This window comes from Burkholderia sp. AU38729, from assembly GCF_020419725.1.
Classification (GTDB): Bacteria; Pseudomonadota; Gammaproteobacteria; order Burkholderiales; family Burkholderiaceae; genus Burkholderia.
Genome location: NZ_JAIZQO010000018.1, coordinates 34,990 through 57,585 on the forward strand (window position 1 = coordinate 34,990; position 22,596 = coordinate 57,585).

At 67.0% G+C, this 22,596-nt stretch carries 19 protein-coding genes; 9 read left to right on the forward strand and 10 right to left on the reverse strand.

Features of this window, described 5'->3' with window-relative positions; genetic code table 11:
* Positions 1 to 5 precede the first annotated feature (5 nt).
* Entirely contained in the window at positions 6 to 317 is a 312-nt protein-coding gene (locus LGM56_RS34010; RefSeq protein ID WP_226207964.1) for a DUF4148 domain-containing protein, read from the reverse strand.
* Between the two features lie 457 nt (positions 318 to 774).
* On the opposite strand from LGM56_RS34010, the gene LGM56_RS34015 reads away from it, so the two are divergent.
* Complete coding sequence (locus LGM56_RS34015; protein ID WP_226207965.1) at positions 775 to 2,415, forward strand: L-lactate permease; 1,641 nt, start codon at positions 775 to 777, stop codon at positions 2,413 to 2,415.
* Between the two features lie 96 nt (positions 2,416 to 2,511).
* Here LGM56_RS34015 and LGM56_RS34020 read toward each other — a convergent pair whose 3' ends face one another.
* Positions 2,512 to 3,429, reverse strand: a complete 918-nt coding sequence (locus LGM56_RS34020) for a LysR family transcriptional regulator (RefSeq protein ID WP_226207966.1) — start codon at positions 3,427 to 3,429, stop codon at positions 2,512 to 2,514.
* A 228-nt stretch (positions 3,430 to 3,657) separates the two neighbouring features.
* Here LGM56_RS34020 and LGM56_RS34025 point away from each other — a divergent pair, with 228 nt between their 5' ends.
* On the forward strand, positions 3,658 to 5,832 hold the full coding sequence (locus LGM56_RS34025; protein WP_089431859.1) for a phosphocholine-specific phospholipase C: 2,175 nt from the start codon (positions 3,658 to 3,660) through the stop codon (positions 5,830 to 5,832).
* 206 nt (positions 5,833 to 6,038) lie between these two features.
* Positions 6,039 to 6,767, forward strand: a complete 729-nt coding sequence (locus tag LGM56_RS34030; protein WP_226207967.1) for a phosphonate utilization associated transcriptional regulator — start codon at positions 6,039 to 6,041, stop codon at positions 6,765 to 6,767.
* A 117-nt stretch (positions 6,768 to 6,884) separates the two neighbouring features.
* Here the strand turns inward: LGM56_RS34030 and LGM56_RS34035 are convergent, their stop codons facing one another.
* From LGM56_RS34035 to LGM56_RS34055, 5 genes are all read right to left on the reverse strand, one after another.
* Positions 6,885 to 8,273 carry an FAD-dependent oxidoreductase gene (locus LGM56_RS34035; RefSeq protein WP_226207968.1) on the reverse strand — a complete coding sequence of 463 codons (1,389 nt, stop codon included), beginning with the start codon at positions 8,271 to 8,273 and terminating at the stop codon, positions 6,885 to 6,887.
* A 96-nt stretch (positions 8,274 to 8,369) separates the two neighbouring features.
* Positions 8,370 to 9,500: a 2-aminoethylphosphonate--pyruvate transaminase gene (locus LGM56_RS34040; protein ID WP_089441289.1), complete on the reverse strand. Its 1,131-nt coding sequence runs from the start codon at positions 9,498 to 9,500 to the stop codon at positions 8,370 to 8,372.
* Between the two features lie 48 nt (positions 9,501 to 9,548).
* The gene (locus LGM56_RS34045; protein WP_226207969.1) at positions 9,549 to 11,276 is read right to left on the reverse strand and encodes a putative 2-aminoethylphosphonate ABC transporter permease subunit; all 1,728 of its coding nucleotides are present in this window, start codon (positions 11,274 to 11,276) and stop codon (positions 9,549 to 9,551) included.
* Positions 11,273 to 12,364 carry a putative 2-aminoethylphosphonate ABC transporter ATP-binding protein gene (locus LGM56_RS34050; RefSeq protein ID WP_226207970.1) on the reverse strand — a complete coding sequence of 364 codons (1,092 nt, stop codon included), beginning with the start codon at positions 12,362 to 12,364 and terminating at the stop codon, positions 11,273 to 11,275. The genes LGM56_RS34045 and LGM56_RS34050 overlap by 4 nt, the downstream gene beginning before the upstream one ends.
* A gap of 97 nt (positions 12,365 to 12,461) precedes the next feature.
* Positions 12,462 to 13,517: a putative 2-aminoethylphosphonate ABC transporter substrate-binding protein gene (locus LGM56_RS34055; protein WP_089441287.1), complete on the reverse strand. Its 1,056-nt coding sequence runs from the start codon at positions 13,515 to 13,517 to the stop codon at positions 12,462 to 12,464.
* A gap of 208 nt (positions 13,518 to 13,725) precedes the next feature.
* Between LGM56_RS34055 and phnA the strand changes: the two genes are divergently transcribed.
* The 5 genes from phnA (at position 13,726) to LGM56_RS34080 (ending at position 18,860) form a co-directional block, all read left to right on the forward strand.
* Positions 13,726 to 14,964: a phosphonoacetate hydrolase gene (gene phnA, locus LGM56_RS34060; protein WP_226207971.1), complete on the forward strand. Its 1,239-nt coding sequence runs from the start codon at positions 13,726 to 13,728 to the stop codon at positions 14,962 to 14,964.
* 29 nt (positions 14,965 to 14,993) lie between these two features.
* The gene (gene phnY, locus LGM56_RS34065) at positions 14,994 to 16,448 is read left to right on the forward strand and encodes a phosphonoacetaldehyde dehydrogenase (protein ID WP_226207972.1); all 1,455 of its coding nucleotides are present in this window, start codon (positions 14,994 to 14,996) and stop codon (positions 16,446 to 16,448) included.
* Positions 16,449 to 16,627: 179 nt separating this feature from the next.
* Positions 16,628 to 17,410 (forward strand): amino acid ABC transporter substrate-binding protein, encoded by a 783-nt coding sequence (locus tag LGM56_RS34070; RefSeq protein ID WP_043185191.1) that lies wholly within the window; start codon positions 16,628 to 16,630, stop codon positions 17,408 to 17,410.
* A gap of 14 nt (positions 17,411 to 17,424) precedes the next feature.
* Positions 17,425 to 18,105, forward strand: coding sequence for an amino acid ABC transporter permease (locus tag LGM56_RS34075; protein ID WP_089426605.1), 681 nt, complete (start codon positions 17,425 to 17,427; stop codon positions 18,103 to 18,105).
* On the forward strand, positions 18,102 to 18,860 hold the full coding sequence (locus LGM56_RS34080) for an amino acid ABC transporter ATP-binding protein (RefSeq protein WP_226207973.1): 759 nt from the start codon (positions 18,102 to 18,104) through the stop codon (positions 18,858 to 18,860). The genes LGM56_RS34075 and LGM56_RS34080 overlap by 4 nt, the downstream gene beginning before the upstream one ends.
* 37 nt (positions 18,861 to 18,897) lie before the next feature.
* Here the strand turns inward: LGM56_RS34080 and LGM56_RS34085 are convergent, their stop codons facing one another.
* Positions 18,898 to 19,713: an alpha/beta fold hydrolase gene (locus tag LGM56_RS34085; RefSeq protein WP_226207974.1), complete on the reverse strand. Its 816-nt coding sequence runs from the start codon at positions 19,711 to 19,713 to the stop codon at positions 18,898 to 18,900.
* Positions 19,714 to 19,794: 81 nt separating this feature from the next.
* Here LGM56_RS34085 and LGM56_RS34090 point away from each other — a divergent pair, with 81 nt between their 5' ends.
* The gene (locus LGM56_RS34090) at positions 19,795 to 20,409 is read left to right on the forward strand and encodes a CGNR zinc finger domain-containing protein (protein ID WP_226207975.1); all 615 of its coding nucleotides are present in this window, start codon (positions 19,795 to 19,797) and stop codon (positions 20,407 to 20,409) included.
* Between the two features lie 54 nt (positions 20,410 to 20,463).
* Here the strand turns inward: LGM56_RS34090 and LGM56_RS34095 are convergent, their stop codons facing one another.
* Positions 20,464 to 21,513, reverse strand: coding sequence for a DUF3592 domain-containing protein (locus LGM56_RS34095; RefSeq protein ID WP_089495857.1), 1,050 nt, complete (start codon positions 21,511 to 21,513; stop codon positions 20,464 to 20,466).
* A gap of 642 nt (positions 21,514 to 22,155) precedes the next feature.
* On the reverse strand, positions 22,156 to 22,575 hold the full coding sequence (locus tag LGM56_RS34100; RefSeq protein WP_226207976.1) for a hypothetical protein: 420 nt from the start codon (positions 22,573 to 22,575) through the stop codon (positions 22,156 to 22,158).
* Positions 22,576 to 22,596 lie beyond the last annotated feature (21 nt).

Sequence of the window (22,596 nt, forward strand, 5' to 3'; positions counted from 1 at the left end):
TGCCGTCAGTGATGCGCGTACGTGCCGCGGTCGATCGCGTGCGGCAGCGCCGGCTTGCCCGATGCCACGTTTGCCCCGCCTGCGCTGCCGTAGCCGGTGTCCTCGCCGCGCGCCTGCGCGGCGCGGCGCATGATCGCCTGCATGTGGTCCGGAAAGTCGGGACTGCTCGCGAGGCTCGTCCGGTAGCCGGCGGCCTGCAATTCCACGAGTTCCTGGCGGACCTGGGCGCGCGTCAGCGTCGACGCGGCCTGCGCGTGAGCGGCGAAGGCCGCGCCGATCAGCACACAGGCGCATGCCGCCCGTTTCATCGTCTTCATCGTGTTCACTCCATGAGGTTCCGGTGCCGTGCCTGCTATGGCCGGCGCGGGCGGAATCGATGCGACCAGTCTAGGCTTCGGACGCCCAACGAAACATCCCGCGCGTCGTCAGGCACCTTTGCCGCATGTGCAACATTGCGCGGCGGGCTTTCTGTCGAATACGACAGCGGGCTGCCTGCTCCCGGTCAGCGGGCGGCGGCGCAGGCGTATCGGGTCGGCACGGATCGGGCTTGTCCTCCTTGTAGAAGCGCCGCGCGCCTCCTAACCTCTTTTAAGCGACTGATCGGTTGGCCGTGCAACGTCGTTGCGTGCGCAAGCGCCTGATCGTTGTCGTGACCGCAGGACATCGCCTTGTACCGAACCCGGGGCATCCCGTTGCCAGCTCGGGTCGTCAGCGCAAGGCATGGGACCCGAGTAAGCGCTAAAGCGCCAACTCGGGTCGACATCTGGAGACACGATGAACCCCACCGACGCCCTACCGCCCGGCATCGTCTTCGCACAGCCGCTGACGCCGGTCGCCAACTCTCTGCTGCTGTCCTTCCTCGTCGCCGCGATCCCGATCGCAGTCGCGCTGATCGCGCTCGGCGTGCTGCGCCGCCCCGCGTGGCAGGCGTCGCTCGCCGGGCTCGTCGCGGGCCTCGCGGTCGCGATAGGCGCATGGGGGATGCCGGCGGGGCTCGCGTTCAACGCGGTCGGCGCGGGCATGGCGCTCGCGGTCGTGCCGGTGATGTGGATCGTCTTCAACGCGCTGCTGCTGTACAACATCGCGGTGAAGTCGGGCCGCTTCGACCAGTTCCGGCAGTGGATGCTCGACAACCTGCCCGACGATCGCCGCCTCGTGCTGCTCGTCGTCGCGTTCTCGTTCGGCTGCCTGCTCGAAGGGATCTCGGGATTCGGCACGCCGGTCGCGATCACGAGCGCCCTCCTGATCGCGCTCGGCTTCCCCGCGCTCGAAGCGCTCACCTACACGCTGCTGTTCAACACGGCGCCGGTTGCGTTCGGCGCGCTCGGCGTGCCGATCACCGTGCTCGGCGCGGTCACGTCGCTGCCGCCCGCGACGCTCGCGCAGATGGTCGGCCGCCAGTTGCCGTTCTTCGCGCTGCTGCTGCCGTTCTACGTGGTCGGTGCATACGGCGGGCTGCGCTCGATCTCGAAGCTGTGGCCCGCGCTGCTCGTGTCGGGCGGCAGTTTCGCGATCGCGCAGTTCGTCACGTCGAACTTCCTCGGCTACCAGCTCACCGACGTGCTGTCGTCGCTCACGTCGCTGATCGTCACGATCGGCTTCCTGCAGGTGTGGAAGCCGCAGCCCGATCCGCAATACGCGCTCGCGCGCAGCGTGCCGGCAACGGCCGGCGCCGCGCGTGCGGGCTTCGGCGGCTGGCTGCCGTGGCTCGTCGTGTCGGTGGTCGTGATCGTGTGGGTGCACGCGAACGTCGCGGCGGTCGGCGACGTGAAGATCAAGTGGCCGGGCCTGCACAACGCGGTGTTCGTGTCGCTGTATCACAAGCCGTATGCGGCGATCTGGGACTTCCAGCCGCTCGGCACGGGCACCGCGATCCTGCTCTCGGCGATCATCACGGCCGCGCTGACGCGCACCGGCGTGGGCGATTTCTTCGATTGCGTGGTCAAGACCTGGCGGCAGACGTGGATCGCGATCGTCACGGTGATGATGATCGTCGGGCTCGCGTACCTGCTGAACTACTCGGGGATCAGCTACACGCTCGGCACCGGCGTCGCGTCGACCGGCGCGCTGTTCCCGCTGGTGTCCGCGTCGCTCGGCTGGATCGCCGTGTTCCTGTCCGGCAGCGACACGTCGGGCAATGCGCTGTTCGGCAACCTGCAGGTGGTCGCCGCGCGGCAGCTCGGCCTCGATCCGGTGCTGATGGCCGCGACCAACTCGTCGGGCGGCGTGATGGGCAAGATGATCTCGCCGCAGAACATCGCGACGGGCGTATCGACGACGGACCTGAAAGGACAGGAAGGTGTCGTGTTCGCGCGCACCTTCTGGCACAGCGTGATTCTCACGCTGTTGCTCGGTGTGCTGGTGTTCATGCAGCAGCACGTGCTGACGTGGATGATTCCGGCGCTGCCGAAGTGAGGTGAGCGCGACGACAGAAGGAAGGCACGAGGAAAAAGCGAGGGAAGGCGCGAGAAAAGCGCCAGTAGTGTGCGGAACCGGCGAACGCGCGGCAGTTCAGCGTGCGTTCGCCCGCCGCGCCGTTCGTCCTGCTTCATCCGTTCCGGCCGCGTCGTCACCGGCGGGCAGGATGCACGCGAGGAACGCGTCGATCGCCGGGCTCTGGCGGCGCGCCTTCAGGTAGTACACGTATTCGTCGATCGTCGTGTCGACGCCGCGCAGCGCGATCACGCGCAAATCCGGATGACGTTCGGCCTCGCCGAGCGGAAACAGGCTGCCGCCCACGCCGTGCAGGATCGCCTCGCGGATCGCTTCGCGGCTGCCGATCTCGGCCACCGAGACGGCCGCGACACCGGCCGCGTCGAGAATCGCCTCCGTGCAGCGGCGCGTGACCGAGCCTTCCTCGCGAATCAGCAGCCGCACGTCGGCGAGTTGCGCCGGATCGATCGCGTCGAAGCGCGCGAGCGGATGATTGCGATGCACGACGAGCACGAGCGGGTCGGTCGAGATCACCTTGCGTTCGAGGCCGTCGGCATCGTTGCGCTGCGACGAGACGGCGAGATCGATGCGGAATTCCTGCAGCGCCTGCAGGATCTCCTCGGAGTTGCCGATCCGGCACGTGAGCGCGATCGACGGATGCGCGTTCGAGAAGCGGCCGACCGCGTCCATGATGTAGTACGGCCCCGTCGCGCCGATCCGCAGGTGGCCTTCGAACAGGCCGCCGACGTTGCGCAGCATGATGTCGGCCTGCGCCTCGAGCGCGATCATCTTTTCGACGAGCGGCAGCAGCTCGATGCCCGTCTCGGTGACCTCGAGCTTGCGGCCGCTGCGGTAGAACAGCTCGACGCCGTACACCTGCTCGACCTGCCGGATCTGCGCGGCGATCGTCGGCTGGCTCACGCCCAGGTGGCGCGCGGCGCGCGTGATGCTGCCCTGCCGGACGGTCGCGTGGAACGCCTTCAGCTGATCGAACACGACTCGGCTTCTCCCCTCTGTATCGCGCGTCAGCGTAGCGCACGCGTATGTCGGCCGGATGAAAGACGCGTCGTGCGCCGCTTCGAAAAAATTCCTGGGGGTAACCCAAAGAAACCTGCGGTAACCGGTCACGGCCGGGACACGCCGATGCGGGGTAATAACGGCAACGCACCACCGCCGGCCCCGCTCGACCGGCGCCCCACTCCTACCGACAACAGGGTTCTCTTCATGTCCTCGAACAATCGACGCGATTTCCTGCGCCTCGCCGCGCAGTCGGCCGGCGCGATGGCCGCCTACGCGGGCTTCCCGCCCGCGATCCGCAATGCGCTGGCGATGCCGGCCGCCTATCGCACGGGCACGATCCGCGACGTCGAACACGTCGTGATCTTCATGCAGGAAAACCGTTCGTTCGACCACTATTTCGGCGGGCTGCGCGGCGTGCGCGGCTTCAACGACCCGCGCCCGCACCTGCTGCCGAGCGGTGCGCCGGTGTGGCAGCAGCCGCCGGCTTCGGTGTTCACGAAGAACTACCATTCGCGCGGCCTCGATCCGTCGGCGCCGTACGTGCTGCCGTTCTACCTCGATCCGAAGCAGACGACCGAATTCCAGCCGGGCACCAACCACGGCTGGAGCAGCGGCCACCTGTCCTGGAACAACGGCCAGTGGGACCAGTGGGTGAACCAGAAGCAGGACGTGCTGACGATGGGCTACCTGAAGCGCCAGGATCTCACGTACCACTACGCATTGGCCGACGCGTTCACGATCTGCGATTCGTACTTCTGCTCCGCGCATGCCGACACCGCGCCGAACCGCATCTACTTGTGGACCGGCACGGTCGACCCGCGCAACATCTACGGCAACCCGCCGAACGGCCCGGGCATCGGCGAGCGCGACGACGTGAACGGCTACACGTGGACGACCTACGCGGAACGCCTCGAGAACGCGAAGATCAGCTGGAAGGTGTACCAGGGCGGCACGGGCATTCCGGGCGACCCGACCGACAACTACACCGACAACTCGCTGATGTTCTTCAAGCGCTTCCAGGTGAAGGAAGGCGCGAGCGGCCCGCTGGTCGACAAGGGCGCGTCGGACCACACGCTCGCCGAGCTGAAGGCCGACGTGCAGGCGAACCGGCTGCCGCAGGTGTCGTGGATCGTATCGCCGTACAAGTACAGCGAGCACCCGCAGGCATCGCCGACGGACGGCGCGTTCTACATCAACATGGTGCTCGAGGCGCTCACGTCGAACCCGGAAGTGTGGGCGAAGACGGTGTTCATCCTGAACTACGACGAGAACGACGGGCTGTTCGACCACGTCGTGCCACCGGTGCCGCCGGTCACGAGCGGCGTGGGCGGCCAGGGCATCGTGTCGTCGAACCTGCTGTCGAATCTCGGCGACGAGTTGCTCGACCTGAACAAGTACCCGGGCGAAATGAGCCCGCTCGTGCCGGGCGCCGACCCGGGCGGCATCCAGCCGATCGGCCTCGGGCCGCGCGTGCCGCTGATCATCATCTCGCCGTGGACGAAGGGCGGCTGGGTGTGCTCGGAGACGTTCGACCATACGTCGGTGCTGCGTTTCCTCGAAGCGCGTTTCGGCGTGAAGGAGCCGAACATCAGCGCATGGCGCCGGTCGATCTGCGGCGACCTCACGTCGGCATTCGACTTCTCCGCGCGCCCCGACACGCGCACGGTGAGCTTCACGGTGCCGCAGCACATCGCGACGGCCGGCCAGGCGTACCAGGTGCCCGCGCAGCAGTCGATGCCGACGCAGGAGCCGGGCACGCGTCCGGCACGTGCGCTGCCGTACGAGCTGTTCGTGCACAGCCGCGTGAGCGGGCACGACGACAGCGTGTCGCTCGACTTCGCGAACACCGGTGATGCAGGCGCCGCGTTCTACGTGTACGACCGCCGCAACCCGACGACGCCCCCGCGCCGCTATGCGGTGTCCGCGCACGACCGCTTCGTCGACACGTGGAACACGTCGGCCGCGCGCGGCGATTACCATCTCGCGGCGTATGGCCCGAACGGCTATCTGTGCGAGTTCCAGGGCAACACGCGGCTCGCGGCGGACGGCCGCCATGCGAACCCCGAAGCGCGGATCGGCTACGACGTGCGTAACCGCCACGTGTACCTGCAACTGCGCAACAGCGGGCGCGCGACGTGCCGCGTGACGGTCGACAACGCATACAGCCACAAGCATGCGCGGACCTACACGCTGGAGCCGGGCGAGCGCATCGAGGATCACTTCGAGCTGTCGTCGAGCCACGGCTGGTACGATCTGACGATCACCGCGACGACGCTGCGCGGCGGCGACGACAAGGTCGTGCGCCGCTTCGCGGGCCACGTCGAGACGGGCCGGCCGAGCCAAAGCGATCCGGGGCCGGTGAAGCACCCGACGGCCTGACGGCCGCCACGCGTCGCGCGAGGCGGGCGAAGTCAGCCCGCCGCGCGAGCGCTGCCTGCCGGTCGCGCTTCGGAGGCATTCCGGCAGGCGGAATTGGTTTTTGGAAACTGAAAACTGTTGACAATGTGTCGGGCCGAGGGTATACAAGGATCATTCGCCGATATGGCGCCCTCGTTTTCTACCGCAGCCCTGCTGCCTGCCCGACCATGACAGCCCCGAACGCGCTCAGCGCCATCGAACTCCTGCAAAGCCAGTCGCTCGCGATGATCGTCCAGGACATGCTCGAGCGCGCGATCGTCTCCGGCGAATACGCGCCCGGCGAGAAGCTCAACGAAGTCGAGATCGCGACCAAGCTGAACGTGTCGCGCGGCCCCGTGCGCGAGGCATTCCGCGCGCTCGAGCAGGCCGGCCTGCTGCGCAACGAGAAGAACCGCGGCGTGACGGTGCGCGTCGTGCCGCTGCGCGAGGCCGAGGAGATCTACGAAGTGCGCGCGATGCTCGACGAGTCGGTCGCGCGCGCGCTCGCGAAGCGCATCTCGCCCGACACGCTGAAGGTGCTGAAGGGCATCATCCAGTCGATGAAGGATGCCGCGAAGACGCACGACGTCACGCGCTATACCGAGCTGAACGTGCAGTTCCACGACGCGATGGTCGTCGGCGTCGGCAATACGCATCTCACCGATACCTACCGCCGGCTCGTGCGCCAGCTCGGCCTGCTGCGCCAGGCGGCGATCGAGGCCGAGGAGGATGCGATCGCCGTGTCCGCGGCCGAGCACGACAAGATCGTGCAGGCGCTCGCGGGCGGTGACGAGGAGCAGGCCGTGGCGCTCGTGCGCGAGCACGTGTCGCACGGTCTCGCGCGCATGCGCCGCACGCATGAGCAGGGGCTGCCCTCGACCGGCAAGTCGGCGCGGGAGAAGCCCGTGCGCGCGTAAGTGCGCGGCGGCGCTCGCGCGGGTTGCCGCGTACGGCGCAATGAAAAAGGGACGCTTCGCAGCGTCCCTTTTTCATTGCGGCTTCGGGTCATTCAAATCCCGCAGGTCAACGCATCGTCACGCCTTGTCAGCCTTCCCGGCCGCGCTCGCGAATTTCGCGAGCCACGTATCGACGGCCGCCGGCGGCCGGCTCTCGTCCTCCGCGCGTTCCTTGCGGCGGATCGCATTGCGCACGACGTGCGCGCCGACATAGCGGATCGGCTCCGGCGGGAAATGACCCAGCGGGCCGCGCACGATCGGGCTGCGCGTCCATGCGTTGTCGAGGCCGAGCACGAGCGACGACAGGATCTGCCCGCCCATGTAGGTCGGCCCCACGCCGTTGCCCGAGTAGCCGAAGCCGTAGAACACGTTTGGCGCGTCGTCGAGGCGGCCGAAGAACGGGAAGCCGGTGACGGAGCGATCCGACGGCCCGTTCCAGCTCGCGGTGACCGGCACGCCCGCGAGCGACGGAAAGAACTCGCGCAGGCTCTGCGTGAGTTGCGCCTCGTACGGCGAGCGCCGGTCGAACACGGGTGCGATGCGGCTGCGCCACGAGAACGTGTTGCCGCCCTTGCCGAGCATCAGCCGCCCGTCGGCGGTGGTGCGGTAGTAGTAGACGAAGATCCGGGAATCGAGCACCGACACGCCGTCCGCGAGCCCGGTTTTCTCGAGCAGCTCGGGGCATTTCTCGGTGATGACCATGTCGCTCGACACGACCGCGATCGTGCGCTCGAACTGCGGAAATCGGCTGGCCATCCACGCGTTGATCGCGAACACGAGCTTGCCCGCGCGCACGCTGCCGGACGGCGTGCGCACGACGGCCGGCAGCCCGGGCGTGAAGTCGAGCATCGGCGTGCGCTCGTAGATCCGGATGCCCATCGCGAGCGCCACGCGGCGCAGCCCGCGCACGAGCTTGCCGGGATGCACGGTCGCGGCGATCGGCGAATAGACGCCGTCAAGGTTGCGGGCGGACCCCGAGCGGCGCGCGACTTCGGCGGGCGGCAGCGGTTCGTAGCTGTGGATGCCGCACGCGGCGAGCGCGTCGAGCACCGGCGCGAGCGTGCCGACCTGTGCACGCGACGTCGCGGTGTACAGCGTGCCGTCGAGCCGCAGCTCCGCATCGATGTCGTGCGCACGGCAGAAATCGGCGATGTGCTGCACGGCCGCTTCGGATGCCTTCACGAGCCGGATCGCCTCGGCTTCGCCGAACAGCCGCCGAAGCGTCAGGAATTTCGCGGACCACGTGAGCAGGCAGCCGCCGTTGCGACCGCTCGCGCCCGCGCCGCACAGGTCGGCCTCGACGATCGCGATGTCGAGCGCGGGGTTCTGCTGCTTCGCCTGGATCGCGGTCCAGAGCCCGGTGAAGCCGCCGCCGACGATGCACACGTCGGCCTGCGTCGCACCTTGCAGCGCGGGGGCGAGATCGCCGTCGTTGAACAGCGCTTGTTCGATCCAGAAGGGTCGCATGGGAGGGTTCGTCGAAAAGGGGCGCGCCGCGCGCGGCCCGAAAAAATGACGGCCGCCGCATGCGAACGTGCATGCGGCGGGTTACATCACGTCACGTCACGCTGCCGCTTCCGCCGACACGCGACGCACGCCCATCGCCTTCAGCGTGTCGGCGATCGCGGCGACCGCGCCCGGGATGCCGGCTTCGCCGAAGTGGCCGATGCAGCCGACCCGGAACGTCTCGACCTCGGTCAGCTTGCCCGGATACAGGATGTAGCCGCGCTGCTTGACCTCCTGATAGAACCGCTTGAAGTCGTAGTTCGGATCGTCCGGTGCATGGAACGTGACGATGATCGGCGCCTGGATCGCCGGATCGAGGAACGGCCGGAAGCCGAGCGCGAGCATCCCGTCGATCAGCGCGCGATAGTTGCGCTGGTAGCGGCCGCCGCGCGCCGCGAGCCCGCCTTCGTCGACGTATTGCGCGACGGCCGCATCGAGCGCCGCGACCACGTGCGTCGGCGGCGTGAAGCGCCACTGCGTCGTGCGTTGCATGTAGACCCACTGGTCGTACAGGTCCATCGCGAGCGAGTGGCTGTTGCCTTCGCAGCGTTCGAGCGCACTGCGCTTCGCGATCACGAAGCCGAGCCCCGGCACGCCTTCGAGGCATTTGCCGGATGCGGCGATCACCGCGTCGAACGGCGTCGTGCGCGCATCGATGTCGATCGCGCCGAACGAACTCATCGCATCGACGATCAGCGCGCGGCCGTGCTTCGCGACGACCTGCGCGATGTCGTGCAGCGGGTTCAGCACGCCGGCACCGGTTTCGCAGTGCACGAGCGCGACGTGCGTGATGGTCGGATCGGCGGCGAGCGCGCGCTCGACGTCGGCCGGATCGACGCGGCGATCCTCGCTGTAGTCGATCGTCGTCAGCTGGCGGCCGAGCACGCGGCAGATCTTCGCGATGCGCTGGCAGTACGCGCCGTTGTTCGGCACGAGCACGTGGCCGTCGCGCGGCACGAGCGTGCCGAGGGCCGCTTCGACCGAGAACGTGCCGCTGCCTTGCAGCGGCACGCATTCGTGCGTGCCTTCGCCGTGCACGATCTGCAGCAGGCGTTCGCGCAAGCGCGCGGTGATCGCGTTGAAGTCGCTGTCCCACGATCCCCAGTCGCGCAGCATCGCGTCGCGCGTGGTGTCTGAGGTCGTCAGGGGGCCGGGGGTGAGCAGGATGGGCTGGGCGGCGAGCGTCATGGTGTCTCCTTGATGAAGTCGGGACGTCACGTGAATACGGTCAAAGAATCAACGGCGATGCGGATTGCGCCACGCCTGCGTACGGCGCAACAGTCGATGCGAGACGCACGCGAACAGCACGCACGCGAACGACGAGGTCGCGAGCACGAGCGTGGCCATCGCGGCGGCCGGGCCCATCTGGCCCGCGTCGTCGAGGTTCAGGATCGCGACCGACGCGGGCTGCGTGTCGGGCGAGTAGAGGAACGCGACGGCCGAGACCGTCGTCATCCCGTTGACGAACAGGTAGCGGGCGATCAGCAGGATCGCCGGCAGGCACACGGGTACGGTCACGCGCACGAAGGTCTTGTAGAACGGCACCTTCAGCGACGCGGACACGGCCTCGAACTCGCTGTCGATCTGCCGGAGCGCGGTGACGGCGGTCAGGTGGCTCGACGCGTAGTAGTGCACCACCGTGACGATCGCGAGCAGCCACAGCGACCCGTACAGCCCGTTCAGCGGATTGCCGGGCGCGTTGAACAGGAAGATGTAGCTGATGCCGAGCACGAGCCCCGGCACGCCCATCGGCAGGATCGCGCACAGCGCGATGAAGCCGCGCAGCCAGCGCGCGCCGCGCGTCTTCTCGATCAGGTAGGCGCCGCCGAACACGACGATCGTGCCGCCGAGCGCCACCGTCGCGGCCATCCGCAGGCTGTTCTTGTACGCGTCGAAGATGCCCGCGCCGATCAGCCCCATCTCGTAGTGCTGCAGCCCGAGCGTCATCTGGTACGGCCAGAACTTCACGAACGACGCGAACACCGAGATGCCGACCACCGCGATGAAGAACGCGCACACGATGCCGCAGTATGCGAGCATCGCGGCGTCGAAGCCGCGCGACGGCTTCGGCTGGTACGGCGTCGAGCGCGCGCCGAGCTGCGACTGCTGGCGGCGACGGATGAAGAAGTCGACGCCGAACGCGACGAGCGCCGGGCACAGCAGCATCAGGCTCACGACCGCGCTGCGGTTGAAATCCTGCAGGCCGATGATCAGCTTGTAGATGTCGGTCGACAGTACGTTGTACGAACCGCCGATCACGACCGGCACGCCGAAGTCGTTGATGCACATCGTGAACGCCACCATCGTCGCGCTGATCAAGCCGTACTTCGCACCCGGCAGCGTGATCGTGAAGAACTTGCGGATGCGGCTCGTGCCCATCGCGTCGGCGGCCTCGTAGAGCCGGCCGTCGGCCAGCGACAGCGCGGTGACGAGGATCATCAGCACGTGCGGGAACGACGCATACACCATGCTCAGCACGATGCCCGGCAGCCCGTAGATCGAATGGCCGTGCAGCAGCGGCTTGAGCAGCCCCGCGTTGCCGAACCAGTAGATGAACGACACCGCGGACAACAGCGTCGGCGCGAGCAGCGGCAACAGCGCGATCGTGCGCGCCGCGTTCTTCAGCGGCATGCACGAGCGGGTCAGCGCATACGCGAACGTGAACGCCATCGGCACGACGATCGACGTGACGAGGGCGCCGACCGTCAGCGAATGCAGCATCGAGCGCAGCACGCCGCTGTCCTCGAGATACGCGACGAAGTTGTGCGCGCCGACGAAGCGTCCGTCCGCATCGACGAAGCATTTCTGCACGACGAGCGCGAGCGGCAGCAGCAGGAACATCGACATCAGCGCGGCCATCGCGACGAGCGCGAGCTGCGCGATGCGGTCGTGCCAGTGCGTGATCTGCCGCACGTCGGCGGGGGCGGAGGCGCCGCGGCGGCGCTCGGTCAGGACGGTGCTCATTGCAGTCGCTCCTTCGCGCTCGGGAACACGCGGACATGCTCGCGATCGAGCGCGAGGTCGATGCGCGCGCCGGCCTGCACGCCGGTGCGGTCGACGTCGTGATACGACAGATCGGCGACGATCTCCTGGCCGTCGAGCCCGTCGATCCGGAAGCTCACGCGGCAGAACGCGCCGAGGAATTCGAGCTTCTCGACGCGGCCGGCCAGCACGTTGTCGGCCGTCTCGCCCGGCACGCGGATGCGCAGGTCCTCGGGCCGCACGTAGACCGACACCGCCGCGCCTTGCGCCGGGCGTGCCGTGCCATGGCGACAGTCGAGGCCGACCGCGCCCGCACGCAGCGTGCCGTCCTGCGCGACTTCGGCGGGAATCGTGTTGACGCGGCCGATGAAGTCCGCGACGAACGGCGACGCCGGCTGCCGGTAGATTTCGAGCGGCGTGCCGATCTGCTCGATCACGCCGTGGTTCATCACGACGATGCGGTCGGCCATCGACAGCGCTTCTTCCTGATCGTGCGTGACCATGATCGTCGTCACGCCGAGCCGCTGCTGCAGCGCGCGGATCTCCTGGCGCAGCCGCACGCGCACCCGCGCGTCGAGTGCCGACAGCGGCTCGTCGAGCAGCAGCAGGCCGGGGGAGGTGGCGAGCGCGCGTGCCAGCGCGATGCGCTGCTGCTGGCCGCCGGACAGCTGGCCCGGATGCTTGCGATGGCTGTCGGGCAGGCCGACCAGCGCGAGCAGCGTGTGCACGCGCTCGTGGATCGCGTCGCGCTTCATCTTGCGGTTCACGAGCCCGTACGCGACGTTGTCGTACACCGTGAGGTTGGGGAACAGCGCGTACGACTGGAACACGATCCCGTAGTCGCGCAGTTGCGGCGGCAGCCGCGAGATGTCGCGGCCGTCCTGTGTGATGTGGCCGGCGTTCTGCGTCTCGAGCCCCGCGATGATCCGCAGCAGCGTGGTCTTCCCGCAGCCGGACGGCCCCAGGAAGCAGATCATTTCGCCCTTCATCACGCTCAGGTTGATGTCGGTCAGGACCTGCGTGTCGTTGTACCGCTTCTCGATGCGTTCTACGCTCAGATAAGGTGCCATGCGCGCCTCCATGCTGGGGCGGCCCGGGGGCCGGATTCGACGATGGAAAGGGTGGCGCGGGGCGGCGCGCGGCGCGGCCCCGCGGCGGGTCGCGACGTTACTGCTGCGCTTTCGCGCCGTAGCGCTTCTGCCACGTATCGAGAATCGACTGGCGGTTCTTCGCCGACCATACGAAGTCGTTCTTCACGAGCAGGTCCGAGTAGTTGTCGGGGATGCCGGCGAGCTTGCGCGCGACTCCCGGGTACGCGACGATCGCCCACCAGCGCGCGGTGATCTGGTTCGCCTCCTTGCTCGCCATGAAGTCGGCGAGCTTCTTCGCGGCGTCGGGCTGCTTCGTCGTCTTCATGATCGCGGTGCCTTCCATGTCCCAGCCGAGCCCTTCCTTCGGGAACACGAGATCGATCGGCGCGCCCTGCGACTGCAGTTCGTGGCCGCGGAACTCGAACGAGATGCCGATCGGGAATTCGCCGGTGCCGGCGAGCGTGCACGGCTTCGAGCCCGAGTGCACGTACTGCGCGACGTTCTTGTCGAGCGCGTCCATGAATTTCCAGCCTTTGTCGTCGCCGAAGGTCTGCAGCCACGCGGTCACGTCGAGGTAGCCGGTGCCGGACGAAACCGGGCTCGGCATCACGATCGCGCCTTTATAGACGGGCTTCGTCAGGTCTTCCCACGACGTCGGCTTCGGGATGCCCTTCGCCTGCGCGGCGACGCGGTTGTAGCAGATCGTCGCGCCCCATACGTCCATGCCGACCCAGTGCGGCGGCGTGTTTGCGTCGCTGTACTTGCGCGTGAGCTGGTCGAAGTCCTTCGGCGTGTAGGGCATCAGCATGCCCTGCAGGTCGAGCAGCGTGAGGCTCGACGCGGCGAGGCCGAGCACGACGTCCGCGCGCGGGTTGTTCTTCTCCGCGAGCAGCTTCGCGGTGACCGAGCCGGTCGAGTCGCGCACCCAGCGGATCTCGATATCGGGGTTCGCTTTCTCGAACGCGTCCTTGTAGGGCTTCATCGCCTCGTCTTCCAGCGCGGTATAGACGAGCAGCGACGTCTTCGCGTGCGCCGCCTGCACCGCGCCGAGCGCGACCGCTGCGGCCAGCGCGAAGCGGGCCGCGCCCGCCGCCCATGCGTTCAAACGCTTGTTTACCGGCACTTCGTTCATCTTCAGACCCCTTGACTGTGGCGCCGCGGCACGCGGCGGATGAGTGGAGACCAGCCCTCTTGCTGCACCGTTGTTTTGCTTTCTGTTCTCTGCATGTTGTTGACAATCTACAAATCATCAATTTTAATGTCAAGCATGGAAAACACCTCCCTTCGGCGCGGCGCGGGCGCCGACGGCTCACCCCTTCGACCTGAAAGGAATGAACGTCATGAATGAAACGCCTGTATCCGTGGAAGTGAACGGCCGCCGCTACAACTGGATGAGCCGGCCCGTGGTGGTCGTGTGCGTCGATGGCTGCGCGTACGAATATCTGGAAGAAGCGGCCGAGGCCGGCGTCGCGCCGTTCCTGCGCACGCTGCTGAAGCCGGGCACGGCGCTCAAGGGCGAATGCGTGGTGCCGAGCTTCACGAACCCGAACAACCTGTCGATCGTGACAGGCGTGCCGCCGGCGGTGCATGGGATAAGCGGCAACTACTTCTACGATCGCGACACCGGCGCCGAAGTGCTGATGAACGATCCGAAGTACCTGGTCGCACCGACCGTGCTCGCGACCTTCGCGGAGCAAGGGGCGAAAGTCGCGGTCGTCACCGCGAAGGACAAGCTGCGCCGCCTGCTCGGCAAGGGGCTGAAGGGCATCTGCTTCTCGTCGGAAAAGGCCGATGAGGCAAGCATCGAGGAAAACGGCATCGACAACGTGCTGGAGCTGGTCGGCAAGCCGGCGCCGAGCGTGTACAGCGCGGACCTGTCGGAATTCGTGTTCGCGGCCGGCGTGCGCCTGCTCGAGACGCGCCCGATCGACCTGATGTACCTGTCGACCACCGACTACGTGCAGCACAAGTGCGCGCCCGGCACGGAAGGCGCGAATGCGTTCTACGCGATGATGGACACCTACCTGCAGCGCCTCGACGCGCTCGGCGCGATCGTCGCGATCACGGCCGACCACGGGATGAACGCGAAGCACGACGATGAAACCGGCGAGCCGAACGTGATCTACCTGCAGGAGCTGTTCGACGAGTGGCTCGGCGAGGACGCGGCGCGCGTGATCCTGCCGATCACCGATCCGTACGTCGTGCACCACGGCGCGCTCGGCTCGTTCGCGACCGTCTACGTGCCGGCGTCGGCCGATACCGAAGCGCTGCGCGCACGGCTCGCCGCGGTCGACGGCATCGAGGTCGTGTTGACGGGCGTCGAGGGGTGCGCGCGCTTCGAGCTGCCGCCGGCGCGGATGGGCGACCTGATCGTGATCTCGAAGCAGGACGTCGTGCTCGGCACGCGCCGCATCAAGCACGACCTGTCGGGCCTCGACGTGCCGCTGCGCTCGCACGGCGGGATCTCCGAGCAGATCGTGCCGCTGATCTTCAGCAAGCCGGTCGCCGGCGATGTCTCGGGCCGCGCGCGGCTGCGCAACTTCGACATCATCGACATCGCGCTCAACCATCTGCAGTGATGCGCACGCATCCGTAAGGGGACACACTCATGAATGCCATTGCAGCATCGACGGACGTCCGCGAGATTCGTCGCGAAGCACTGCGAATCGATGGGGAACAGATTCACCGGGACGCGGTAATCGAAGTGCGCAACCCGTACGACGGCGCGCTGGTCGGCACCGTGCCGAAGGCGACGCTGGACGACGTGCGGCGCGCGTTTGCCGCCGCACGTGCCTACCGGCCGACGCTCACGCGCCACGATCGCGCGGCGATCCTGCGCCGTGCGGCCGATATCGTGCGTTCGCGCACCGCCGAGATTGCAGCGCTGATCACGGCCGAGGCCGGCTTGTGCATCAAGGATTCGACGTACGAAGCCGGCCGCGTGGCCGACGTGCTGACGTTCGGTGCCGGTGAAGTGCTGAAGGACGACGGGCAGATCTTCTCGTGCGATCTGACTCCGCACGGCAAAAAGCGCCGCGTGTACACGCAGCGCGATCCGCTGCTCGGCGTGATTTCCGCGATCACGCCGTTCAATCACCCGATGAACCAGGTCGCGCACAAGATCGTGCCGTCGGTGGCGACCAACAACCGGATCGTGGTGAAGCCGTCGGAGAAGGTGCCGCTGTCGTGCTACCTGTTCGCGGACATCCTGTACGAAGCCGGCCTGCCGCCGCAGATGCTGCAGGTGCTCACCGGCGACCCGAAGGAGATCGCCGACGAGCTGATCACGAACCCGGCGATCGATCTCATCACGTTCACGGGCGGTGTGTCGATCGGCAAATCGATCGCGTCGCGGATGGGCTACCGGCGCGCGGTGCTCGAACTCGGCGGCAATGATCCGATCATCGTGATGGAAGACGCCGATCTCGACGAAGCGAGCACGCTCGCGGTGTCGGGCTCCTACAAGAATTCGGGCCAGCGCTGTACCGCAATCAAGCGGATGCTCGTGCACGAGGCGGTGGCCGATCGCTTTACGGAACTGGTGGTCGAGAAAACGCGTGCGTGGTCGTACGGCAATCCGTCCGATCCGTCGGTCGACATGGGCACGGTGATCGACGAGGCCGCCGCGAAGTTCTGCGAGCAGCAGGTGAACGATGCGATCGCGCGCGGTGCGCGGCTGCTGGTCGGCAACGTCCGCAACGGCGCGCTGTATTCGCCGACGGTGATCGATCGCGTGACGCCCGACATGCCGCTCGTGAAATACGAAACCTTCGGCCCCGTGTCGCCGATCATGCGTTTCCGCGACATCGACGACGCGATCCGGATGTCGAACAGCACCGACTATGCGCTGTCGTCGTCGGTCTGCACGAACCGCTTCGACCACATCACGCGCTTCATCACCGAGCTGGAAGTCGGCAGCGTGAACGTGCGCGAGGTGCCGGGCTACCGGCTCGAATTGACGCCGTTCGGCGGCGTGAAGGATTCGGGGCTCGGTTACAAGGAAGGCGTGCAGGAAGCGATGAAGAGCTTCACGAATACGAAGACGTATTCGCTGCCGTGGTAAGTGACGTGTAAGCCGCGCGCACCGGTTTCGCGGCCGGTGCGCGCGTTATTCTATCGGCTCATATCGATAGCCGATTTGCGTTTTTGCCGCGCATCGACGCGTCGGTAGAATTCGCGGACCTCTCGAACGGCATGCGTGTGCCGCGGGATCATTCCCTCCAATCATTCGGGGTCCGCACCATGAAATTCCTTCGCTCCATCCTGGTCGTCGCCATGCTGCAGGCCGTTTCGGTCACGAGCGCACTGGCTGCCGACGACCTGTCGCAGATCAAGTCGTCCGGCGTGTTCCGGGTCGGTACCGAAGGCACGTACGCGCCGTTCACGTACCACGACGAAACCGGCAAGCTGACGGGCTTCGACGTCGACATCGCGACCGCGATCGCGCAGCGCCTCGGCGTGAAGCCGCAGTTCGTCGAAGGCAAGTGGGACGGGCTGATCGCCGGCCTCGACGTGAACCGCTACGACGCGGTCGTCAACGAAGTGTCGATCACCGACGCGCGCAAGGCGAAATACGATTTCTCGACGCCGTACATCACGTCGCGCGCGGTGCTGATCGTGCGCGCCGACAACACGACGATCCGCTCGTTCGACGACCTCAAGGGCAAGAAATCCGCGAACACGCTGACCAGCAATTTCGGCAAGCTCGCGGCCGCGCACGGCGCGGACGTCGTGCCCGTGCAGGGCTTCAACGAATCGATCGACCTGCTGAGCTCGGGGCGCGTCGATGCGACGATCAACGATTCGCTGTCGTACCTCGATTTCCGCAAGCACAAGCCGGACGCGAAACTGAAGATCGCGGCGACCGACACGGGCGGCGCGAGCGACGCATCGGGCGTGCTGCTGCGCAAGGGCAGCCCCGCGCTGGTGGCCGCGATCGACAAGGCGCTCGCGGACATCAAGGCCGACGGCACCTACGCGAAGATCTCGCAGAAGTATTTCGGCCGCGACGTGTCGCAACCGTGACGCGAGGCTGAACGATGCCGGCCTGGCTTCACCTGATGGCGGAATCGCTGCGGCCCCTGCTCGTCGCGGGGCTCGTGTTTACGGTACCGCTCACGCTCGCGTCGTTCGCGATCGGCCTGTTGCTCGCCTTCGGCGCGGCGCTCACGCGGCTGTTCGGGCCGCGCTGGGCGCAGGCCGCCGTGCGTTTCTACATCTGGCTGTTTCGCGGTTCGCCGCTGCTCGTGCAGCTGTTCGTGATCTTCTACGGTTTGCCGAGCGTCGGCATCGTGCTCGATCCGCTGACGGCCGCGGTGATTGGCTTCTCGCTGAACGTCGGCGCGTACAACGCCGAGGTGATCCGCGGCGTGATCGAATCGATTCCGAAGGGGCAGTGGGAAGCCGCGTACTCGATGGCGATGACGCGCCCGCAGGCGCTGCGCCGCGCGATCCTGCCGCAGGCCGCGCGCGTTGCGCTGCCGGCGCTGTCGAATTCATTCATTTCGCTCGTGAAGGACACGTCGCTCGCGGCCGTGCTGACCGTGCCGGAAATCTTCCAGGCCGCGCAGCGGATCGCGGCCGTGACCTACGAGCCGATGATTCTCTATACGGAAGCCGCGCTGGTCTATCTGCTGCTCAGTTCGGTGCTGTCCACGCTGCAGCGTCGCCTCGAAATCCGCTTCGGCCGTCATGCGCTGTTCCAGGCGGAACTGCGATGATCAGGCTCGAACGCATCGACAAGTCGTTCGGCACGCATCGTGTGCTGCAGGGAATCGACCTCGCATTGCAGCCCGGCAGCGTGACGGCGCTGATCGGGCCGTCCGGCAGCGGCAAGAGCACGCTGCTGCGTTGCGTGAACCTGCTCGAGGTGCCCGAGGCGGGCACGCTGACGGTCGGCGACGCCCGCATCGAGTTTTCGCCGGCGCAGCGGCCGGCGCGCGACGCCGTGTTCGCGGTGCGCCGCCAGACCGGCATGGTGTTCCAGAACTTCCAGTTGTTTCCGCACCTGAGTGTCGTGCAGAACGTGATGGAAGGGCTCGTCACCGTGCAGCGCTGGCCGCGCGGGCGAGCCCGCGAACGCGCGCTCGCGCTGCTCGAGAAGGTCGGCATCGCGGACAAGGCCGACGCGTGGCCCGGCACGCTGTCGGGCGGCCAGCAGCAACGCGTCGCGATCGCGCGTGCGCTCGCGCCGTCGCCGCAGGTGCTGTTGTGCGACGAGCCGACGTCGGCGCTCGATCCGGAACTGTCCGTGGAAGTGGTCGAGGTGCTGCGCCAGCTCGCACGGGAAGGCACGACGATGCTGATGGCGACGCACGACCTGCGCCTGGCCGCGTCGATTGCACACGACGCGGTGTTTCTCGCGGAAGGCCGTATCGTCGAAGCCGGTGCGTCGCGCGACCTGTTCGGCGACCCGCGCGATCCGCGCACCGCGAAGTTCATCTCGACGCTCGCGCAGGGCGTGCCGGTGTTCTGACGCGGCACGCGACATGCGACATGCGCGACAGCGGGCGTCAATCTTGCCCGGATGCGTCGAGCACCGCCGCGACGATCGCCTCCGGCGCATCTTCCTGCACCAGGTGGCCCGCGCGCGGCACCCTGATCAGCCGGCCGTTCGCGATGCGATCGGCGAGCGCCTGCCCCTGTTCGAGCGGAATCCACGCGTCGTCCTCGCCCCACACGATACGCACCGGAAAGTCCGGCGGCGCGTAACGCGCCTCGGCTTCCTCGATGTAGCGCTGGCGCATCTGCGCGATCTGGCGATAGAAGGCGGCCTGACCGTCGGGCGTGAGCCACGGTGCGCGGTAGATCGACAGCGCGTCGTCGCTCAGCGGCCGCGCGACGGCATTGCCGAGATACACCGACACGAGCGCGTGATGCGCATACGCAGGCAGTCCGGTGAATGCGGCTTCGTGCTGCGCGACATGACGCACGAACGGCGAACCCTGCGGTGCGATTGCGACCGGATTCACGAGCGTGAGATCCGCGTAGGCGACGCCGTCGAGGAAGTGCGCGCGCAGCACGGTTGCGCCGCCGTAGTCGTGAGCAAGTACGCGGGGGCGTGAGATGTTCCACTCGTCGAGCAGCGCGCCGAACAGCCGGTTCTGGCGGCCGAGCGACACGTCCGCGTCCGGCATGTCGGACTGACCGTAACCGAGCAGGTCGTAGAAGAACACGCGATGACGCCGCGCGAGCCACGGTGCGATCCGGCGCCACACCTGCGACGAAAACGGCGTGCCGTGCACGAGCACGAGCGGCGGGCCTTCGCCGATCGTTCCCCAGGCAATCCGGTGGCCTTCGAAAATGAAGTGATTGGCGAGTTCGAGCATCGGCATCTCCGTGCTAACCTGTTTTGGTTGTTAACAGGTTACTCTCGATTGTCCGGGTGTGAAACCGATAGGTGAAAATAAATGGTTACTCGACACGAGCCCGCGCGGGCCGCGCACGCATGGGGTTCAGGCGATTTCGTCGGCGGCCATCCGTCGCTCGATTTCCTCAACACGGTGGCCGATACGGGCAAGACGCGCGACGCGGACAAGCTCGTCGACTGGCCGGCCGTGCACGCGTGGGCGGAGCGATCGGGGCTGCTGGCGCCGGCCGATCTGGCGCGGCTGCTGCGTCATGCGCGGCAGGACGACGCGGACGCGCTGGCGGCGCTGCATCGCTTTCGCGAGGATGCCTACACGGCGATCTCGCACCTGACGGCCGGAGGCGGCGGCACGGCCGGCGCGCGCGCGGCGGACCGGCTCGCCGTCGCGATTCGCGAGGCGATCGGGCGCAGCGCGTTCGAGGCGGTCGACGGCCGGTTCGCGTGGCGGCCGGACGCGCGCGCCGCGTCGCGCTGGGTCGACGCGGCTGCACTCGGCTTCGAGCAACTGCTGCGCAGCGACGATTTCGCGCGGGTGAGGCAGTGCGGCCGGTGCACGTGGTTCTTCGTCGATCGCGGCCGTGGCGTCGGGCGCCGCTGGTGCGACATGCGCACGTGCGGGAACCGCGCGAAGGTGGAGGCGTTCAGGGAGCGGTGACGCGCGCGCCGTACCGGTTGTCGTGGCAGGCGATGCGCGGCCGGCGCGCGAGCGTCATGGGGCGACTTCGTGCGACCGATGGTCCGGCCACAGCGTCGCGGCGACGAACAGCCCGGCCGCGAGGAACGGCGCCCCGATTGCGAGCAGGATGGCTGTGAGGCCCCAGCGATCCCAGAAGCGGTCGACGACCGCGCGCTCGGGGGTGACGGGGTCGTACAGCACGTTGACCGCTTCGCCTTCCTGCAGGCCCGGATGCGACGCCGCCGCGCCCTGGGCGAACGTGATCTGGCGTCCGCTGTCGGTCGTGAAGGCGACGATCGCCGAATACAGCGACGTGCGCGAGCGGGCTGACCGTGCATTTTTTGCGATCTCGACGACGTGGCCGGTCGAGCGCGCGTAGTGGTGGGCGATCTGCCACTGACGCAGGCCGGCCGCACCGGCACCCGCAATGAAGCCCGTGCCGATCGTGATCGGAATCAGCACGATCGCGATATCCCAGCGGCGTCGCGCCTGCTTGCGCTCGGCGCGGGTGGGCGGCGCATCGGATTGCATGCGGTGGCGCTTGCCGGCGATCAGCAGGGCGCCGATCGCGAACGACGCGACGGCGAGCAGCGCCGCCACCGCCGCCGGAAACCAGCGTTGCGCGAAATCGTCGATCAGCGCGGGGCGCTCGGGATGGACGGGATCGAGCAGGACGTCGACGTTCTCGCCGATGTCGTAGGCGGGGATGGTCGACGCGGTATTGCCGGCGACCTCGCGGCGCTGGCCGTCGTTCGCGAGATACGCGACGATCGGCCGGTACGCGCGCATCGCGTCGCTGTCCTGCACGATACGGACGACCGTGCCCGGCGTGCGCACGAGGTGGCCGGTCGCCTGGCCGGCCGTGACGGCGATTACGCCTGCCAGTACGAGCAGTACGACGCCGAGCGCCAGCGCGACGAGCGCGTCCTTACCCGGCATGGCCGGATCCGGTTCGTGCGTCGCACTGCGGATGCCGGTGTGATCTTGGGAACGGCGTGTCCCGACGGACTCGCCGATATCGGCGCAACCAGGCCCTCTGAATGGTCGCGTCTCGGTTACATGCTTCCATGTCTGACGTCCCATGTTCTCTCAGTGCCGGCGGGCAAACGGCAGTGCCTGCGCCGGTCGTGTGATATTTGTCGGACGATTCTAGCGGAAACGATGCGGAGCGGGCGTGTGGTGGCGTACTGCGACAGGGCGCGCGCTGCGCGTGCGACGGCGGAAAAGGAAAAAGCCCGGTTAGCTTTCGCTAACCGGGCTTCGGAATTCCTGGTGGGGCGTGAGTGACTCGAACACTCGACCTACGGATTAAGAGAACGTAAGGCAAAAATAAGGGGCAGATTAAAGCAAGGAAATATAGGGGGCTAAGGTTCACACCTTGGCAGGCGGTGGAAGTCCGTATGTAAGCGGGTTGCACGTCGCTGCGCTGGATATGCTGGCCCGATCAATGACAGGGGCTTGGTCAGGTGGCGTAAAAATACGCTATGCGGTGGCCGGGAAGACCGGCAAAAGACCGGACGATGGCCGGGAGCTCGGCCGGATATCCGAAGGATCGATAGGACAAGTCAGTTCGGTGCATGTCGTGCGGCGGCGCTGGCGATGCGCTGCCAGACCGGCCACGGCCCGGATGGACGGTACGGAGGGATGCCACTGCGTCATCGCCCCGTTGCTTATGCTGGTTCATCGTCGTTGATGCCCAGTTCATCGGGCAATGTAGCGATGGAGTTACCACTCTTCCGCGCGCTTCTCCCAGTAGCCGGGATCGTCGTGGTGTTTGTTCTTCATCGCCATGTCGATCGGCACGTACCAGAACCTTACCCCAACAATTCTGGGTGTGCCGTCCGGATTTTCCAGGTGTGCTGAGACCTTCTGATAGCTCCTGTCTAGCAGATCGTACGGAACGTCAATGTAGATTCGACCGTCATACGGGAAGATCAGCGTTCGTTCATCCGCAAAGAATGCGCACGGCATCCAACTGATCCCGTTTTCGTCCAGCCACGCAATGAGTTCTTCGCGTGGTTCGTAGTTCTCCCAGTCGTTTGTCTCCCCTTCCGGGGATAGTCCGCATGCAGGAAAGGTTGCAAACACGACATCGCGCTTCATGGCGCGCGCAATTGCATCAATGTGCTGGATTAACATCGGCATATCACTTTCCTTGTAACGTGT

Excerpts from the sequence above, each read along its gene's own strand:
- LGM56_RS34010 (WP_226207964.1), bottom strand. The coding sequence starts at position 317 with ATGAAGACGATGAAACGGGCGGCATGCGCCTGTGTGCTGATCGGCGCG.
- LGM56_RS34015 (WP_226207965.1), top strand. The coding sequence starts at position 775 with ATGAACCCCACCGACGCCCTACCGCCCGGCATCGTCTTCGCACAGCCG.
- LGM56_RS34025 (WP_089431859.1), top strand. The coding sequence starts at position 3,658 with ATGTCCTCGAACAATCGACGCGATTTCCTGCGCCTCGCCGCGCAGTCG.
- LGM56_RS34030 (WP_226207967.1), top strand. The coding sequence starts at position 6,039 with ATGACAGCCCCGAACGCGCTCAGCGCCATCGAACTCCTGCAAAGCCAG.
- LGM56_RS34035 (WP_226207968.1), bottom strand. The coding sequence starts at position 8,273 with ATGCGACCCTTCTGGATCGAACAAGCGCTGTTCAACGACGGCGATCTC.
- LGM56_RS34040 (WP_089441289.1), bottom strand. The coding sequence starts at position 9,500 with ATGACGCTCGCCGCCCAGCCCATCCTGCTCACCCCCGGCCCCCTGACG.
- LGM56_RS34045 (WP_226207969.1), bottom strand. The coding sequence starts at position 11,276 with ATGAGCACCGTCCTGACCGAGCGCCGCCGCGGCGCCTCCGCCCCCGCC.
- LGM56_RS34050 (WP_226207970.1), bottom strand. The coding sequence starts at position 12,364 with ATGGCACCTTATCTGAGCGTAGAACGCATCGAGAAGCGGTACAACGAC.
- LGM56_RS34055 (WP_089441287.1), bottom strand. The coding sequence starts at position 13,517 with ATGAACGAAGTGCCGGTAAACAAGCGTTTGAACGCATGGGCGGCGGGC.
- phnA (WP_226207971.1), top strand. The coding sequence starts at position 13,726 with ATGAATGAAACGCCTGTATCCGTGGAAGTGAACGGCCGCCGCTACAAC.
- phnY (WP_226207972.1), top strand. The coding sequence starts at position 14,994 with ATGAATGCCATTGCAGCATCGACGGACGTCCGCGAGATTCGTCGCGAA.
- LGM56_RS34070 (WP_043185191.1), top strand. The coding sequence starts at position 16,628 with ATGAAATTCCTTCGCTCCATCCTGGTCGTCGCCATGCTGCAGGCCGTT.
- LGM56_RS34075 (WP_089426605.1), top strand. The coding sequence starts at position 17,425 with ATGCCGGCCTGGCTTCACCTGATGGCGGAATCGCTGCGGCCCCTGCTC.
- LGM56_RS34080 (WP_226207973.1), top strand. The coding sequence starts at position 18,102 with ATGATCAGGCTCGAACGCATCGACAAGTCGTTCGGCACGCATCGTGTG.
- LGM56_RS34085 (WP_226207974.1), bottom strand. The coding sequence starts at position 19,713 with ATGCTCGAACTCGCCAATCACTTCATTTTCGAAGGCCACCGGATTGCC.
- LGM56_RS34090 (WP_226207975.1), top strand. The coding sequence starts at position 19,795 with ATGGTTACTCGACACGAGCCCGCGCGGGCCGCGCACGCATGGGGTTCA.
- LGM56_RS34095 (WP_089495857.1), bottom strand. The coding sequence starts at position 21,513 with ATGGGACGTCAGACATGGAAGCATGTAACCGAGACGCGACCATTCAGA.
- LGM56_RS34100 (WP_226207976.1), bottom strand. The coding sequence starts at position 22,575 with ATGCCGATGTTAATCCAGCACATTGATGCAATTGCGCGCGCCATGAAG.